Consider the following 16,609-nt stretch of genomic DNA (forward strand, 5'->3'; position numbering starts at 1 on the left):
TTTACTGCTCGGCTGTGGCGGTGGTCGTTCCCAAGAGTTCCGACAGCGATCCCGGCGCACGTAGGTGCGGGCCCTGTCCCTGCTCGACGCCCAGGTCGATCAGGATGCGAACCTCAGCGGCGGTTTCAATGCCGCGCGCCGAGACCGTCGTTCCGATGTCTCCGGCAAGCGAAACGAGCACAGCAGTGAGCACTCGCTTGACTGGCGACGCGTCGATTCCTCGTACAAGATCGGGGTGGAGCGTGATGATGTCGGGCATCACTTCCAGCAGGCACGAGACGTGGCCGCGCGCCGCCCGAGTTCCGTCGACGGCGATGCGCGCACCGTGCGCGCGCGCGCGGTCCACCGCCCGCATCACCTCGTCGTCCCCGTCGGTGGCGCGGCTGGGTATCTCCACGACGATTCGCTCGGCGGAGGTTAGCCCGAGCGCGCCGTCGAAGCGGTCGGACGTCAGCGTCTCAAGGCTCGGATCGAGCGACAGGAACGCATGCCGGGGCAGCGTCTTGAGAGATTGGACGGCCGTCGCCAGCGCCGCAAGCTCTAGGTCGTCCGGGAGGCGAGGAACGCGGTGCGCGCGACCTTCGGGGAGGTCGGAGCGGGGGCGCGTGCGTGCCTCGAATCCGACGATGCGAAGGCGTTCGAGGTTGTAGACGGGTTCGAAGGAGAGATCGGACCGGCCGGCGCGCGCCCGGAGTGCCCCAGTCGGTCCGGGGGTGACCGATACGGCAACCGGAGTTACGGGCGCGCGCTGGGCGGTTCCTGAGTTCGGTCGGTGTCCGCAGCGCAGTTCCCAGATCACATCGCCGGCGATCTCTGCCGACAACACGGCTTCCCCGCGGGCGCACCGATGGATGGTGGAAAGGATGTCGTCCATCGACCCACCCTTGACCAGGTATCCGGTCGCGCCGCCCCGCAGCATCTCGAGCACGGTCTCGCGATCTTCCGATACCGAGAGGGCGACGATGCGTGTCTGCGGCGCGAAGATCTGGATCTCGGTGGCCGCGCGCATTCCTCCCCCGAAAGGCATGCGGACGTCGAGCAGAGCGACGTCGGGTCGGCAGCGGCAGGCAAGCTCGATGGCCTCGGCGGCGTCTTGCGCCTCTCCGATCAACGTCAATGACGGGTCGGAGCGGATCACATCGCACAAGGCGCTGCGAAACGTGGTGTCGTCTTCGGCGATTAGGACCCGGATGTCGCTCATGCCGCCTTCCTGTCTCGCCGAGCCGGTCTTACGAATCTAGAGAGGTCTCGTCGGCCCGGCAATGGGCTGTTTGCGGTGTTTCGACTGGCGAAAACTGTCTGTTGCGCTTCGATGCGAAGCGCAAAGAAAATGACTAAACGGCTCAGTTATTCCTATGAGGTCGCACTATTCTTTCTACTCGTGCGGGGAGGCGGTAGTCGGGTGGGGCGACAAGGGGGAACGGCGTGTCCGATCAAGCGAACATCAAGGTCCTGATCGTCGACGATCACCGCATGTTCGCGCAGGGGATCGCCGAAGCGCTCGGGGGGAACGAAGGAATCGATGTTGTTGGGATGGCTCGAGGGGTCGAGGAAGCGCGGTTCAAGTCGCGCGTGCTCACTCCCGACGTCGTCTTGATGGATTATCGATTGCCGGACGGTGACGGCGCCTCTGCAACCGAGATGATCAAGGCCGATCGGCCGGACGCGAAGGTCGTGATGATTACGTCGTTCACCGACGAGTCGGTCTTGCTGGCTGCCATTGAGGCGGGATGTTCGGGTTTCATTCCGAAAGATAACTCGATTGAGGAAGTCGTTGCAGCCGTGCGCGGTGCAAACGTTGGGGAAGCGCTGATTCCACCGGCGATGTTGGCGCGCTTGCTCCCGCGCCTTCGGCGCACCACCGGCGGCGTCGGGTCCAACCTGAGTCCGCGCGAGATTGAGGTCCTTCGCATGATGGCGCAAGGCCTGCCGAATCAAGCGATCGCCGACTCGCTCGTTCTCAGCCTCAAGACCGTCCGCAATCATGTCCAGAACATCATTGCGAAGTTGCAGACGCACTCGAAGCTTGAGGCGGTCAGTACTGCTGTGCGTGAAGGCATCGTTCGCTATCCCTGATCGTCGCGGTCTTCGGCAACTCCCAGAGGCAGCGGTTTCGTCCTCCCCCGGCAGTTCGTCCGACGGGAGTGAGGCGCATGTCTCATTCAGTGCGATCCCGACATCTCCGAGGAAGGCTTGGTGGCGCGCGCGCGCTGAGCGGTGCCGGTGCCTCACCGAAGTTGAGGCTGCATCCTCACCAGGCGTGTGGGTCCGCGGACGACGAACAAGTGGGAGTGAGAGGTTGAAGGGAGGAAGAAGCGAAGGAGGAGGTTTGTCGTGAGGGCGGCTTACGCAGCTAGTTGGAACGACTCAAAGAAAGGCCGGGCGGCGCGGGCGGTGGTTGCCGCCCTTGTTGCGCTGACGGCGCTTGCCGGACCCGCGCGGGGAGCCGGCGAGGCACTGGGCGACATGATCTCGGTAATCGTTCGCGGGACTCCCGGTGCCGGAATCGCGCCGGAGCAAGCCGTGGAATCGTACGGCGGTCGCGTGGGACGTCGGATCGGAATCATCGGCGGCTTCGTGGCTGAAGTTCCGGAGCAAGCTCTCCCGCAAATCGGGCGAGCGCCCGGCGTTCTGTCGGTGACTCCGAATGGACGCGTGCACATGCTCGGCATGGTCGACGGGTACGACGCGGCGACCGATGCGAACTCGATCTACAACACCACGTTGATGACCGGTGCTCAGGAGTACTGGAAGGCGGGGTTCACCGGCAAGGGCGTGGACGTCGCAGTCATCGACTCGGGGATCGCTCCCGTCGAGGGAATGACGGTGCCGGGGAGGGTGCTCAATGGTCCGGACCTCTCCTTCGAATCCCAGTCTTCCACGTTGCGGTACATGGACACCTTCGGCCACGGCACCCACATGGCCGGGATTATCGGCGGTCGTGATTCGGCTGCGGTGCCGGGGCAGTACGCGGGCGACTCGGATCACTTCGTGGGGATGGCACCCGACGCGCGCATTGTGAGCGTCAAGGTCGCCGATGCGCACGGGGCAACCGATGTGTCGCAGATCATTGCGGCTATCGACTGGGTCGTGCAAAACCGCAACCGGAACGGGCTGAACATCCGGGTGCTCAACCTGTCGTTCGGCACCGATGGCACCCAGAGCTACGTGCTCGACCCGCTCGCCTACGCGGTCGAAGTGGCCTGGCAGAAGGGAATCGTTGTTGTGGCGGCCGCCGGCAACGCCGGCTGGAAGCCCGGGGACGGATTGGCGAACCCCGCGTATGACCCGTTCGTGATCGCCGTCGGAGCAGTTGATCCTCTGGGAACCTTGTCGCTCGCCGACGACATCGTTGCGCCTTTCTCCAGCAGTGGGGACGGAGTCCGCAAGCCGGATCTGGCGGCCCCCGGCAAGTCCGTCCCGAGTCTTCGGGTCCCGGGGTCGATGATCGACCAGCAACATCCCGGCGGACGCGTGAACTCTCGTCTGTTCCGCGGGAGCGGGACGTCGCAGGCGGCTGCGGTCGTTTCTGGGGCCGCGGCGCTTGTTCTGCAGCAACGACCGACGCTCAGCCCTGATCAAGTCAAGGGCCTGCTGATGGGCAGTGCCGCGAAACTGGCCGGGAGCATCCAGTCCACAGGGTCCGGTGAACTCAGCCTTGATGGGGCCTTGCACGCCGGGAGCGTCAGTGTCAGGGCTCAGAAGTTCAAGCCCTCGACGGGCCTGGGGTCGCTGGACGCGGCGCGCGGCAGTGTTCGGCTGATCCGGGACGGGGTGACGCTCAGCGGTGAGGTCGACATCTTCGGCAAGCCGTTCGTTTCTGCGACGTGGGCTCTGCTCGCGTCCCTCGGGATGAGCTGGTCCGGCGGGACTTGGAACGGCAGTTCCTGGTCGGGTAGCTCCTGGTCGGGGTCCTCCTGGAGCGGCATGAGTTGGTCGGGGTCCTCCTGGAGCGGAACGAGCTGGTCGGGGTCTTCCTGGAGCGGCATGAGTTGGTCGGGAGTCTCCTGGTCGGGCAGCTCGTGGTCCGGAACATCGTGGTCGTCCAACGACTGGACGGGTGCCTCGTGGTCGGGCAGCTCGTGGTCCGGTGCCTCCTGGTCCGGTGCCTCCTGGTCCGGGGCGAGTTGGAGTTAGGGGAGACGGAACGATCATGGACGCAATCGCAGCGGCGGGGACGCGGAAGCGGGTGCTTCCGCGTCCCCGTTTGACGGGTGGAGGTCGCGTGTGGGCGCTCAACGCCGCGCTGTGCGCGGCGGCGCTGACGACGTACGAGTTCGGCACGCGCAGCGCTGCGCCTCCGACGGCCCCGATTCTCATCCCGTGGTGGATGTTTGCCGTGATGTTCTGCGTTGCGGAGATCACGGTCGTTCACATCCAGTTCCGGCGTGACGCGCACTCGTTTTCATTGAGTGAGCTGGCCCTTGTCATCGGCTTGTTCTTCACAGATCCACGGGGGCTGGTCCTGGCTCATCTTGTGGGGGCCGGTGTTGCGCTGGCCGTCCATCGCAGGCAATCGCCGCTCAAGCTTGTGTTCAACCTGGCCAATTTCGTGGTGCAGACGAGTCTGGCAACCACGATCTTCGCGCGCCTTGCGCCCGATGCGGCCGGCCTTGGACCGCGTGCATGGGGAGCGGCCGTCGCGGCCGCGTTGATTCCGGGCCTTCTCGGTGTTGCGTTGATCTTTGTGGCGATCTCGCTCTCACACGGCCGGCCGGAGTTTCGCCAATTCCCGAAGGCTTTGGGATTCGGGTTGATCGTCACGCTGACGAACACGAGCTTGGGCCTTATTGGAGCCACCGTGATTTGGGCGAATTCGCTTGCCGCCGGGCTGCTGTTCGTTCCTGCCGCGACGTTGTTCCTTGCCTACCGCGCTTACGCATCCGAGCGGGAGAAGCACGAGAGCTTGGAGTTCCTCTACGAGTCAACGCGAATCATCCACCAGTCGCCCGAGACCGGGCAGGCGATGATGGCGCTGCTGGGGCAAGCGCGCAAGATGTTTCGTGCGGAGTATGCGGACCTCCGACTGCTGCCGGTGGTCGAGAACGACCCGGTTCTTCGCACGGCGTTGGGTCCGGACGAGGAGACCGTCGTCATGCAAGCAGCGGGGTCCGGACTCGGACAGGGCGTATGCGCCCGCGTGGTAGCCGAGGACCGAGCAGTGCTCGTTGCGCGCGCACACGACGACGACGGCCTTGGCTGTGACGTGACTGCGATTCATGTGAAAGACGCGATGATCTGTCCGCTGCGCGGGGAGACAAGGGTGATGGGCGTGCTGATGGTGGTGAACCGCCTCGGCGACGTGAGCACATTCGATGCAGCCGACCTGAAGCTCTTCGAGACGTTTGCCAACCACGCGAGCGTCGCGCTCGAGAACGGAAGACTGGAGAAGTCGCTCATCCAGCTAACCGAACTCAAGGAGCAGTTGCGGCACCAGGCTTACCACGATCCGTTGACGGGCTTGGCGAATCGAGCGCTGTTCACCGAGCGGGTCGAGCACGCCCTTGAACGTGGGGGGAGGCCGCCGCAGGCGGTGTCGATCATGTTCATCGATCTTGACGACTTCAAGACGATCAACGACAGCCTTGGTCACGCTTGCGGTGATGAACTCTTGCGGAGCGTGGCTGCCCGTATCGATGGCGTCCTTCGGCCGGGGGACACCGCAGCGCGGCTGGGCGGCGACGAGTTCGCGGTGCTGCTCGAGGGCGTTGCCGAAGACGGCGCTGCACGCGCGGCCGATCGGATTCTGGACTCCCTGAGAACGCCGATTTCGCTTGCGGGAAACGAGGTGTTCGTTCACGCGAGCTTGGGGATTGCCGCGACGATGCCCGGTCGCATGCGCGCGGACGAGTTCCTGCGCAACGCCGACGTGGCCATGTACGTGGCCAAAAGCGGTGGGAAGGACCGCTACGCGATCTTTGAGCCGAGCATGCACGCGACGGTTCTCGGGCGAATGGAAATGGAGGCCGAGTTACGTGCGGCTCTGGACAGCGGAGGGCTGACACTTGCCTTCCAGCCGATCGTGTCCCTGGCCGACGGGTGGGTAATCGGCGCCGAGGCTCTGGCGCGCTGGCCGCACCCTGTGCGCGGATCGGTTCCGCCGTCCGACTTCATTCCGTTGGCTGAAGACACCGGGCAGATCATTCCGATCGGACGCTGGGTGATGCGACAGGCGTGCCGGAGTGCGCGCGCCTGGCAGGACATCGGTCCCGAGTACCGGAGGTTCAAGGTTGGGGTCAATCTCTCAGCCCGCCAATTGCAGTACGCGGGACTCGTGGACGACGTGGCAGCTGCGCTTTCTGATAGCGGACTCAGCGGTGACTGCTTGCTGTTGGAGATAACAGAGAGCAGCATGATGCGGGATGCCGAGGGCGCGGTCCGGGTTCTCGAGCAACTGAAGTCCATGGGCGTCGGAATCGCGATTGATGACTTCGGGACGGGGTATTCGTCACTCAGTTACTTGAGACGCTTCCCGGTCGACATCCTGAAGATCGATAAGTCGTTCGTCGACGGCCTGGTCTGCGGACCTGAGGAGTCCGCTCTGGCGAAGGCCGTCGTACACATCGGGCGCACGCTCGGCATCGAGACCGTGGCTGAAGGGATCGAACACGAGTCGCAAATCCAGCGCCTTCGCGCGATGGGGTGCAGCCTTGGACAGGGGTTCTTCATTTCCCGCCCGCTATCGGAAGCGAGCATGGGGGAGTTTCTTCGCGCGCGCGCTCGGGTGCGGTCCAGCGCCACCGCGCTGGTTCGTTCCGCCTGAAGGCTCCGCTCTCAGGGGTTGTCGTGACCAACCGTAAGAAACCCGGGGCACATTCGTACTCTTTTGTTGAGGGATGCGTCGCCGGGCGACCAGATCATGGGGCTCTCGCGTTCGGTGCGCGCGCCGCATGTGCCCCGGACGCACGCCGCAAACAGCGTTCGGGGCCTGCGCGCGTCCGGAGGGGGGTCAGCGGTAGCGGATGATGCCCTCACGAGCGGCGGCCGCGACGGCCTCCAGTTTGGAGTGCGACTCGAGCTTGGAGATGATGTTCTGGACATGGTGACGGACCGTGTGAACGCTGATCACGAGGCTCTTGGCGATTGCCTGGTTCGACAATCCGTTCGACAGCATTTGCAGGACTTCGACCTCGCGAGGTGTGAGATCCGAGCCGAGACCGCGCTTGGTCGGCCGCAGTTTGGGCAGCAGCCGGGCGAGCATCACCGGGGAGATCAGGGCTTCCCCCGCATGCGCCGCGCGCACGGCATCGACGACCTCGTCGATGACCTTGTGCTTGGTCACATACCCCGAGCATCCGGCCTCGATCGCCCCTATGAGCACGGCTTCGTCGGTGTAGGACGTAACCATGACGATGCGGGTCGGGGGGACCTCGGTCTTGATACGGCGAGCGGCGTCGACGCCGTTGCCGTCGGGGAGTTCGTAGTCCATCAGGACGACGTCGGGACGGTGCATTCGCGCGCTGGCGCACGCGTCTTCGACGGTGCCGGCGGTCCCGACGATTTCGATGTCGGGCTGTTCAGAAAGAATGCGAACAAGGCCCTGCGCGACCATTTGATGGTCGTCGACTATCAAGACCCGAATGCGCGAAGGCGCTTCCTCTTCTGCACTCACAGTAATTGGAGCCTAGCACACAGGTCATCCGACATTGACGTTAGGCGGGCGACTGGAGTTCGGCGGCTTCGAGCGCCGAACGCAGCAATGACAGCAGCGAGCGCAGCGATGTCTCCGATGCGCGCCGGGTGATTAGGCGCGCTCCGATGTCTGCGCGCGGGGGCTCCGGCCGTCCGGAGAACGAACCGTGGATCGACAGAATGGTCTGATCGCTGCCGGCCGGCGCTATTTGCATGTGGCCTCGAAACTCAGGCGTTAGGAACGCGTAACCGTCTACCACCCAATGCACCGGGATCGAGACCGTCGCTTCGTCGGTGGCGAAGGTGGCCGAACCGGCCGTCACCGACACGGTCTTCTTATCCGTCGAGGGAAGCCGGGGCGGAACGTGCAGCGCACCCTGCAAGCGCAGGGCGGCTTCTTCGGCTTCGTGCGCGGCGATCCGCAGAAACGGACGGAGCCAACTCCCGGGCTCGACCGTAATCACTCCGAGGAGCAACGCCATCGGCCTGTCGATGACCGCCCGCTGGATGATCGGGGTCAACGCAACTTCCTTCCGTCGGGACAGAGCCGCCCTCTGCAATGCGATCCTGGCCGCTATTGCGTCCGGGCGCCAGGGACGCGCGCGCCAACACGGATAGGGCGCGCAACCCATCCGCGGTCGTTGACGGGGGGCGGTCCGGGCTACAAGGGCCTATTCGGACCTGCCGAGCGCACCTCGCCGGATCTTGCCCGAGGCGGTGCGCGGCAGTGTGTCCAGGATTACCAACTCGCGCGGCGCTTTGTGCCGGGCGAGGCGTTTGGCGACAAATGCTCGGAGTTCCTGCAGCGTCGGTGGTGTACCGGGATTGGTCGCCACGACGTAGGCCACGACACGCGCGCCCCACTCGGCGTCGGGCCTGCCCGCTACCGCCGCGTCGGCGACGGCCGGGTGCGCGCGCAATCGCTCTTCGACTTCGCGCGGCCACACTCTTTCGCCTGCGGTGTCGATGCGGTCGTCGATGCGGCCGCGTACGAGCAAGATCCCGTTCGCGTCGAGCGCGCCGGCGTCGCCGGTACGCAGCCACCCGTCGGCGGTGATTCGCGGCCGCGCCCGGCCCCGGTAGTTCCGAAGTAACGTCGGTCCCCGAAGTTGAATCTCGCCGGATGGTGAGATGCGCACTGCGGTTCCGTCCAGCGGCACTCCGTCGTAGACGACACCGCCGCACGTCTCGGTCAGTCCATAGGTGGCGACGATCGGCGCGCGGGCCTCGCGTGCGCGCGCCCGCAGGTCTTCGTCCAGCCCGCCTCCGCCAACGAGGATTCCCCGCATGCGCGAGAGGTCGGCTCCGGCATCAAGCAGGCGAGTGAGCATGGTCGGAACAAGCGACGTGAAGCGCACGTCGCGTTCGGTCGCGAACGCTGCCGGATCGAAGCGCGGGTGGATGGCGATCGGGGCTCCGAGCAAGACCGCGCGCAACGCGATCAGCAGTCCGCCCATGTGAGCAAGCGGGAGACAACCAAGCCAGCGATCGCGGTCGGTGCTGCCGAGACGCTTGGCGGAGGCTTCTACGGCCGCGCGCACGGCGTCGTGATCCAGCTCGGCGGCCTTTGGGGGTCCCGACGTGCCGGAGGTAGCGACGACGAGCGCAATGCCGTCGGCGGCGGGGATTCCTGCGTCCAGGCGGACGAGGTCGTCGGCGTCGAGAATCGCCGTCGGACGAGCGACGCGGATGAGCCTTTGGACTTCGGGATCGGGCAGACGTGAATCCACGGGGAAGACCGCGGCACCCGCTTCCCAGATCTCGGCAATGAGGCCGGGCCACTCGGGTCCGGGAGGCCGCCGGATGGCCACCAGATCGGATTTCCGCACCGCCAGCACGTCCGTTAGGCTAGCCAACAATTCGAGTGAACGCTCTAGGAGTGAGTGGTCGTGGATTGGATCGGCGCCGGGGACTACCAAGACATCCGCTACGAGACGGCAGAGGGGATCGCCAAGATCACCATCTGCCGCCCTGAGGTTCGAAACGCCTTCCGACCGCAGACGCTGTTTGAGTTGTCGCGGGCGTTCGAGATTGCGCGCGACGATCCGGGCATCGGCGTGATTCTCTTCACAGGCGAGGGGCCCGACGCGTTTTGTTCGGGCGGCGACCAGCGCGTGCGCGGCTCCGACGGATACATAGACCCGCAGGGGATCGGGCGCCTGAACGTCTTGGATCTGCAGGTACAGATTCGTCGACTTCCCAAGCCGTTGATCGCGATGGTCGCCGGGTACGCGATCGGGGGCGGCCACATCCTTCACTTGGTGTGCGACCTGACCGTGTGCGCCGAGAACGCCAAGTTCGGCCAGACCGGCCCTAAGGTCGGCTCGTTCGACGGCGGGTACGGCGCGGGCTTGCTCGCGCGCACCATCGGAATGAAGCGCGCGAAGGAAATCTGGCTGCTGTGCGAGCAGTACGACGCGGCGCGCGCCTACGAGATGGGATTGGTCAACAAGGTCGTGCCTCTGGAACGGCTTGAGGAAGAGACCGTTGTTTGGGCAAGGCGGATCTTGGAGATGTCGCCGCTGTCACTGCGACTTCTCAAAGCCGGATTCAACGCCGACGTCGATGGGCTTGCCGGGGTCCAGCAACTCGCGGGCGACGCAACGCTGTTGTACTACATGAGCGAAGAGGCACAGGAAGGGCGGGACGCGTATCTCGAGAAGCGCAAGCCCGACTTCTCGAGGTTCCCGAAGCGGCCGTGACGCCGGCACGCGTTTGGATTCAAGGCGCGCGCCCGCGCACGCTGGGCGCGGCGTTCGTTCCTGTGATCGTTGGAACGGCAGCGGCCGGCAACGCGACTGTGATGCGAACGGCCGCCTGTTTGGTGGTCGCCGTCGCGCTGCAGGTCGGCGTGAATTACGCGAACGACTACTTCGACGGCGTTCGGGGCGTCGACACCGCGGCGCGCGTCGGACCCGTCCGCCTGACGGTATCGGGTCTCGCTACCTCGTCGGCGGTGAAACGTGCAGCGCTGTTGTCCTTTGCTGTGGCTGCGGCCGTCGGGCTGTGGGTGGGAATTGCTTTGCGGCCGTTCGTGCTCGTGATCGGCGCGGCTGCCATCCTCGCCGCAGTCGGCTACTCGGGCGGGCCCAAGCCGTATGCGTCTCGGGGGATGGGAGAGGTCTTCGTCTTCGTCTTCTTCGGCCTTGCGGCAACGGCCGGCACCGCGTACGTACAGGCAGGCGGAGTGAGCGCCGGCGTGTGGCTTGCGTCGGTCGCGGTCGGTCTACTCGCGGTGGCAATCCTGATGGCCAACAACATCCGCGACATCGCCACAGATACGGCAGCGGGGAAGAGGACGCTGGCGGTGCGGTTGGGGGATCGGCGCGCGCGCTCCGCCTACGACATTGCGATGCTGGCTCCTTTCGGTCTGGTCCTGGTTGGAATCGCGACTCGTTGGTTTCCGGGGAACGCGCTGTCTTGTTTCATCGGGCTTTTGTTCGTCGTCCCGGCCGTGCGTCTTGCGAGGCGCGCTGCCGGTCCCGACATGATCCGGTTGCTGGTGATGACCGCGCGCGCCCAGTTGATCTTCGGTTTGCTGCTGGCGGAGGCGTTGTGGCGCTGAGGCGCGTGCCGTTCCGTGTGCGTTTGCGCGTGCCGGTCGGCGGTGTCGTCGAGCGCGAAGGTTGGTTGGTCGAGGGCGAGCACGGCTGGGGTGAATGTTCGCCGTTGCCGAGTTGGTCGGAAGCTGAGCGCGCGGCTGCAGAGCGGTCGGCCATAGAGGCTGCGTCCCTTGCGTTTCCGCAGGCCGTGCGCGATCAGGTGGAGATCAACGCATTGGTGCCGCGGGTCGATCCCGCTGAGGGCGCGCGCCTGGCAGTCGCGTCGGGGTGTCGCACCATCAAGATCAAGGTTGGCGACGCCGACGGCACGGCGCGCGTTCGCGCCGTGCGCGAGGCCTTGCCGGACGCGCGCATTCGCCTCGACGCCAACGGCGCGTGGGACGTGGAAACGGCGCGCACCGAGATCACCGCGTTCGCGGCCTTCGACATCGAATTGATCGAGGATCCGGTGGCCACGATGGAGGATCTGGCAGTGTTGCGGCGCTCCAGCGTCATTCAGATCGCGGCAGAGGCATGTGTTCGTACGGTGGAGGACGCGCGCCGGTTGCGGAGCCTGGATGCTGCCGACGTCTTCGTGGTCAAACCTCAAAGGATCGGTGGAGTGCGCGCGGCACTCGCCGCGGCCGAGGCTTCCGGGCTTCCGACGATCCCTTCGTCTGCGCTGGAGACTTCGGTCGGTCTCGCCGCCGTTCTCGCGCTCGCCGCAGCACTTCCCGAACTCCCCTTTGCCGCAGGCGTAGGCACCGCACTGCTGCTGGAGAGTGACGTGGTGCTTGATCCGCTGGTTCCAACCGACGGGGTGCTCGCGCCGCGTCGTCCCGTGGTGCGGCCCGAGGAGGTGGCACAGTGAGCGAAGGAGACGTTGCGCTCGCGTGTGCGTCGCTGCTTGTCGATGAGCTGGCGCGCGCCGGGTGCGCGGGCGTGTGCGTTGCGCCGGGATCGCGGTCGGCACCGCTTGCGCTCGCGTTTTCGCGGCACGGCGGCATCCCGCTGAGTGTTCACCTGGACGAGCGCTCCGCGGCGTACTACGCGCTCGGTCTTGCGAAGGCGAGCGGACGACCGGTTGCGCTGGTGTGCACGTCGGGGACGGCGGCGGCGAACTTCATGCCGGCAGTCGTTGAAGCATCGCAGGCATGCGTTCCGCTGATCGTTTTGACGGCCGACAGGCCCGGCGAACTGCGCGACACCGGAGCGAACCAAGCCATCGATCAAGTCAAGCTTTACGGCGGGTTCGTGCGGATGTTCGCCGAGGCGGGAGTGCCGCAGGAGTTCGACGGCGCTGCTCGGTATTGGAGATCGCTCGGCGCGCGCGCGGCCGCCGCCGCCGCCGGACCGCCGGCCGGGCCGGTGCACATCAACTGCGCTTTCCGCGAGCCCCTGGTGCCGGCGGGGGAGACCGTCGATCTCGGACCAGACTCCGAGGGGCGCGCGAACGGTGCGCCTTGGGAACGCGTCGGCGTCGCTCTGGGTCTCGCCGGCGACGAAGGCGCCGCGCTTGCCGCGCTTGCCGCGCGCACCGACCGCGGCGTGATCCTCGCGGGTGGGCTTGCCGCTTCGGCTCCGTCGGTTGCGAAATTGGCCGGTATTCTGGGGTGGCCGCTGATCGCCGACCCGATGTCGGGGTTGCGCAAGCCGGCCTCGACGCTCTCGGCGCCGTGGGCGCTGTGTGCCGACGAAGGCTTCGCGGCTGTGCACCGCCCGGACGTAGTCGTGCAGTTTGGGGAGGCTCCTGTGGCGCGCGCTACTCAGGCGCTGGCGGCAGGCGCGCGCGAGTTGGTGGTCGTCGATCCGGATGGCCGCCACTTGGACCCCGCTCGCCATGCCTCGCTGACCCTGCGATCCGATCCGGAGTCGCTGGCGTCGCTTCTGTGCAGGGTTATCGAACCGCGTGGCGAGAGCGAGTGGGATGGTTCGTGGACGCGCGCCGATCTCATCGCCAGGATTGCGATCGATGATTTGCTCGATTCGTGGGAAGAGCCGTTCGAAGGGCGCGTCGCACGGGATTTGTCCGGCGCGCTGCCCGACGGGGCGACGCTGGTGGTGTCCTCGAGCATGCCGGTGCGCGACCTCGATGCGTATATGGAGCCGCGTACGGGACTTCGCGTTCTCGCGAATCGCGGCGCTAGCGGGATCGACGGGTTCGTCTCCACCGTTCTCGGCGTCGAGGCCGCCGGTGCTCCGACTTACGCTCTGTGCGGAGACCTGTCGCTGCTGCACGACGCCTCCGGTTTGGTGTGGGGCGCGCGCCGCTCGCGCGCGGTCTTCGTTGTGATCAACAACGGTGGGGGCGGAATTTTCGATCTGTTGCCGCAGTCCGATCTGCCCGAACATGAAGCCCTGTTCGTCGCCCCGCATGAGATCTCGCTTGCCTCGCTGGCGGAGGCGGCCGGCATGGAGCATGTGCTTGCCGCATCGCCGCACGAGTTGTTGAGCGCGCTGGATCCGCCGTTGCGTCGCGCGCGCTTGGTGGAAGTACCGGTAGATCGTGCTCTTGCCGTTGCGAGGCGGCGCGCAGTGCGCGAGGCGGTTGCGGCCGCGCTCGCGGCTCAGGCGTAGCCGAGCGCGTCGAGCAGTCCGCGAAACTTCGCATCGGTTTCGGCGAGTTCCGCCTCCGGCTCCGAGGCTGCGACTATCCCGGCTCCCGCGTACAGGCGCGCAACCGATCCCGAGACTTGCGCGCATCGCAAAGCGACCGCCCATTCGCCGTCGCCGTTGGCGTCCATCCACCCCACGAGCCCCGCGTAGGAGCCACGCTCGACGGGCTCCAGCGCGCGGATCTCATCGAGCGCGCGCCCGCGCGGGGTTCCGCACACCGCCGGTGTGGGGTGCAGGCGCGCGGCCAAGTCCAGCGCGCCCGGGGCCGGAGAACGCAGTATTCCCGCAGCCTCGGTCGAGAGGTGCCATACCTTGCTGGTGTGCAGCGGAGAAGGCTGCTCGTCTACGTCGAGGCTTTCGCACACCGGTGTGAGTGCTTCGCGCACGGCGTCCACAACCAACGCGTGCTCGCGCCGGTCCTTGTCCGAAGCCATCAAGCGCTGCACTGCGGCCGCGTCGGCGTCGGAGTCGGCGCCACGCGGGATCGTTCCCGCGAGCGGGTTGGACCTGACGGTGTCGCCGGCGCGCGCCAGAAGCAGCTCCGGCGAGGCGCCGATGAACCCGTTCACCGCGAACACGTAGGCCGCAGGCTCGACTGACCGTAGACGCTCGAGCAATGCCGGGATGTCGAAGACGTGATCGGACTCGGCGATGAGCGTGCGCGCAAGAACCACCTTGTCGAGAGCGCCCGATCGGATGCGGTCCCGCGCCGCGCGCGCGGCTTCGACGTAGACCTCCGGCGCCGGGTCGGGACGTACTCGAAGCGAGGTCCACGGTTCCGGCGGAGGTTCGTGCGGCATGATCTCGGGCTCAGGGGTCCCTTCCTGTCCGGCCTCGATCATCCAGGTTTGGCCGTCGCGCCGCACGATGGAAATGCGGGGCATCACCAACGTTGCGTTCGTGCGCTCACCGTCGAATGGGAGCGCACCGACGATCAGCGGCGGCGGTCCCGATGAGGTCTCGACCCGCGAGAGCGCGACGCGCGCGGCCTCGGCAGCGCGTGCGACTTGATCTGGTCCGGCGGGAACTTCGACGCGCAGCGCAACGCCGATTCCGCAGACGCCCGAGGTGGCGCGCTCGAAGAAGAAGCCCGAGGAAGGGTCGTAGTAGTCGAGCAGGTCGGGATGTCCGTGCAGCGCGAAGGTGTGAGAGCGCATCGGTCGCGCGCCGCGGCGGGTGGTTCTCACGACCGCGTCCCGAGCAGGAGCTGGGCGGCCCCCCCCAACAAATGGACGCGTCGTAGTTCGGTGAAGCCTGCGGCGGCCAGCATCGCGCGCATCTCGTTGGGCGGCGGCAAGTACGCGACCGAAGCCGGAAGATACTCGTAGGCGGATCGGTCCGACAGCATTCCGCCGATCTTGGGAACGACTCCGCCGAAGTAGAAGTTGTGGCCGGCGCGCAGAAGGCGGTTTCGAGGCTCGGACACTTCGAGCAAAGCAAAGCGACCGCCGGGGCGCAGCACGCGCGCCATCTCGCGGAACAGCGAGTTGAGATCGACGACGTTGCGCAGCGCGAAGCCGCAAGTGATTCCGTCGGCGGAACCCGAAGCGACCGGCAGCGCGAGGATGTCCGCCTGCGTCAGCGGGGCCTCGGTACGCGCGGCGGCGAGCATGCCGAAGGAGAAATCGAATCCGGCCGGGCGAAGTCCGGCGCGCGCGAGGTCGCGGCAGAAGTCCCCGGTGCCGCACGCCAGATCCAACACGCGCGCGCCGGGGGAGAGATGCAACTCTCGCACCGCACGGCGACGCCACCCGACGTCCATGCCGAAGGTCATGATCCGGTTGACGAGGTCGTAGCGCCCGGAAATGGTGTCGAACATTCCGCGCACGGCGCGCGCCTTTTCCGAACCCGACGGCAGGGGAGCGCGGGACTTCACGCGCGCCTCCTCGAAGCGCTGCGTTTCGCGCGCGCCGGTGTGGTGCGGTCGGACTGTGCGATGTGCTCCTCCGCGACGGTGAGCAGTACGCGGCGGAAGTGCTGGGAGACAAGATCGGTGACGGCAGGGAGCAACTCGCTGAAAAGGGAGACGAGCTGTTCTGTCGCCTCGGATTCGGCGATCCCCGAGGACCGGATCGGCGCGCGCACGTGGTCGTCGAACATGGCCACCGCGCGCCGCGCGATTGCGCGCGCGGCGGCGTCGTATTCGGTCGCCAGCGCAAGCACGTCGGCCGGAGGCAGTCCGGCATCCAGAAGCCGCATCCCCAGGCGAACGACTTCAACGTCCGTCGCAGAAAAGCGTTCCTTGCCTTTCGCCGTACGCCCAAGCAGCAGTCCGGCCTTGCGCGCGGCGGTGAGCAGTGAGGCCGGGACGCCCGTGCGCGCGGCGAGTTCCGCCAGGGTCAGGGGCCGGTCGGGCTCAGGGTCGCCCGCCGCGGCAGCTACAGCCCCCGCGAGGCTCGCATCGCCCAGCTTCCCTTCCAAATGCCGCCGGATCACCGCCAGGGTGAGTCCCTTGCGTTGCAGTGAGCGGATCTCACGGATGCGCGCGGCGTGCGCGCGTCCGTAAACCGCGACGCGGCCTTGCTTGTCCGGGGGTGGCAGAAGGTGCCGGGACTGGTAATAGCGCACGGTGTCCACCGACACACCGCACGCCGCCGCGAGTTCCTCGACCCTGTATTCCACGACTTACTACTCTACGAGTGGTTGCTCGCACGGTCCACGCGACCCCCGCCGGCCGGCCGGAGAGGTCGGTTCTCGCGAGGTTGACGGCGGAGCCGGAAAACGAAAGAGCGAGGATTGCTCCTCGCTCTTTCGCGGTCGAGTGATCCCGTGGTGACGGGACACGTCCCTGAGGACTTCATTGTGTCACGGCTGCGTGG

The 16,609-nt window shown here is 66.5% G+C and carries 14 protein-coding genes; 7 read left to right on the forward strand and 7 right to left on the reverse strand.

Annotated elements, in window-relative coordinates:
- Position 1: 1 nt before the first annotated feature.
- Positions 2 to 1,201: an EAL domain-containing protein gene (locus tag WDA27_03535; GenBank protein ID MFA5890017.1), complete on the reverse strand. Its 1,200-nt coding sequence runs from the start codon at positions 1,199 to 1,201 to the stop codon at positions 2 to 4.
- A gap of 224 nt (positions 1,202 to 1,425) precedes the next feature.
- Here WDA27_03535 and WDA27_03540 point away from each other — a divergent pair, with 224 nt between their 5' ends.
- The 3 genes from WDA27_03540 to WDA27_03550 all read left to right on the forward strand — a co-directional run bounded on the left by WDA27_03540 (position 1,426) and on the right by WDA27_03550 (position 6,763).
- Complete coding sequence (locus WDA27_03540; GenBank protein MFA5890018.1) at positions 1,426 to 2,076, forward strand: response regulator transcription factor; 651 nt, start codon at positions 1,426 to 1,428, stop codon at positions 2,074 to 2,076.
- Positions 2,077 to 2,334: 258 nt separating this feature from the next.
- On the forward strand, positions 2,335 to 4,137 hold the full coding sequence (locus WDA27_03545; protein MFA5890019.1) for a S8 family serine peptidase: 1,803 nt from the start codon (positions 2,335 to 2,337) through the stop codon (positions 4,135 to 4,137).
- A 16-nt stretch (positions 4,138 to 4,153) separates the two neighbouring features.
- Positions 4,154 to 6,763, forward strand: a complete 2,610-nt coding sequence (locus tag WDA27_03550) for an EAL domain-containing protein (GenBank protein ID MFA5890020.1) — start codon at positions 4,154 to 4,156, stop codon at positions 6,761 to 6,763.
- Between the two features lie 186 nt (positions 6,764 to 6,949).
- Here the strand turns inward: WDA27_03550 and WDA27_03555 are convergent, their stop codons facing one another.
- The 3 genes from WDA27_03555 to WDA27_03565 form a co-directional block, all read right to left on the reverse strand.
- Entirely contained in the window at positions 6,950 to 7,612 is a 663-nt protein-coding gene (locus tag WDA27_03555) for a response regulator transcription factor (protein MFA5890021.1), read from the reverse strand.
- Positions 7,613 to 7,652: 40 nt separating this feature from the next.
- Positions 7,653 to 8,153, reverse strand: a complete 501-nt coding sequence (locus WDA27_03560; GenBank protein ID MFA5890022.1) for a hypothetical protein — start codon at positions 8,151 to 8,153, stop codon at positions 7,653 to 7,655.
- Between the two features lie 150 nt (positions 8,154 to 8,303).
- Positions 8,304 to 9,470 carry a fatty acid--CoA ligase family protein gene (locus WDA27_03565; protein MFA5890023.1) on the reverse strand — a complete coding sequence of 389 codons (1,167 nt, stop codon included), beginning with the start codon at positions 9,468 to 9,470 and terminating at the stop codon, positions 8,304 to 8,306.
- Positions 9,471 to 9,521: 51 nt separating this feature from the next.
- On the opposite strand from WDA27_03565, the gene menB reads away from it, so the two are divergent.
- From menB to menD, 4 genes are read left to right on the forward strand one after another with little or no spacing between them, the layout of a single operon-like run.
- Complete coding sequence (gene menB / locus WDA27_03570; GenBank protein MFA5890024.1) at positions 9,522 to 10,334, forward strand: 1,4-dihydroxy-2-naphthoyl-CoA synthase; 813 nt, start codon at positions 9,522 to 9,524, stop codon at positions 10,332 to 10,334.
- Positions 10,331 to 11,197 (forward strand): 1,4-dihydroxy-2-naphthoate polyprenyltransferase, encoded by an 867-nt coding sequence (locus WDA27_03575; protein ID MFA5890025.1) that lies wholly within the window; start codon positions 10,331 to 10,333, stop codon positions 11,195 to 11,197. Before menB ends, WDA27_03575 begins: the two co-directional genes overlap by 4 nt.
- Entirely contained in the window at positions 11,188 to 12,045 is an 858-nt protein-coding gene (locus tag WDA27_03580; protein MFA5890026.1) for an enolase C-terminal domain-like protein, read from the forward strand. Before WDA27_03575 ends, WDA27_03580 begins: the two co-directional genes overlap by 10 nt.
- Positions 12,042 to 13,751 (forward strand): 2-succinyl-5-enolpyruvyl-6-hydroxy-3-cyclohexene-1-carboxylic-acid synthase, encoded by a 1,710-nt coding sequence (gene menD / locus WDA27_03585; GenBank protein ID MFA5890027.1) that lies wholly within the window; start codon positions 12,042 to 12,044, stop codon positions 13,749 to 13,751. Before WDA27_03580 ends, menD begins: the two co-directional genes overlap by 4 nt.
- On the opposite strand, the gene WDA27_03590 is transcribed toward menD, so the two are convergent.
- From WDA27_03590 to WDA27_03600, 3 genes are read right to left on the reverse strand one after another with little or no spacing between them, the layout of a single operon-like run.
- Positions 13,742 to 14,977, reverse strand: a complete 1,236-nt coding sequence (locus tag WDA27_03590; GenBank protein MFA5890028.1) for an isochorismate synthase — start codon at positions 14,975 to 14,977, stop codon at positions 13,742 to 13,744. The two genes, menD and WDA27_03590, sit on opposite strands and share 10 nt — an antisense overlap.
- Complete coding sequence (locus WDA27_03595) at positions 14,974 to 15,666, reverse strand: ubiquinone/menaquinone biosynthesis methyltransferase (GenBank protein ID MFA5890029.1); 693 nt, start codon at positions 15,664 to 15,666, stop codon at positions 14,974 to 14,976. The genes WDA27_03590 and WDA27_03595 overlap by 4 nt, the downstream gene beginning before the upstream one ends.
- Positions 15,663 to 16,412 carry a MerR family transcriptional regulator gene (locus tag WDA27_03600; GenBank protein MFA5890030.1) on the reverse strand — a complete coding sequence of 250 codons (750 nt, stop codon included), beginning with the start codon at positions 16,410 to 16,412 and terminating at the stop codon, positions 15,663 to 15,665. Before WDA27_03600 ends, WDA27_03595 begins: the two co-directional genes overlap by 4 nt.
- Positions 16,413 to 16,609: the final 197 nt, after the last annotated feature.

The organism is Actinomycetota bacterium (genome assembly GCA_041658565.1).
Lineage (GTDB): Bacteria > Actinomycetota > AC-67 > AC-67 > AC-67 > JBAZZY01.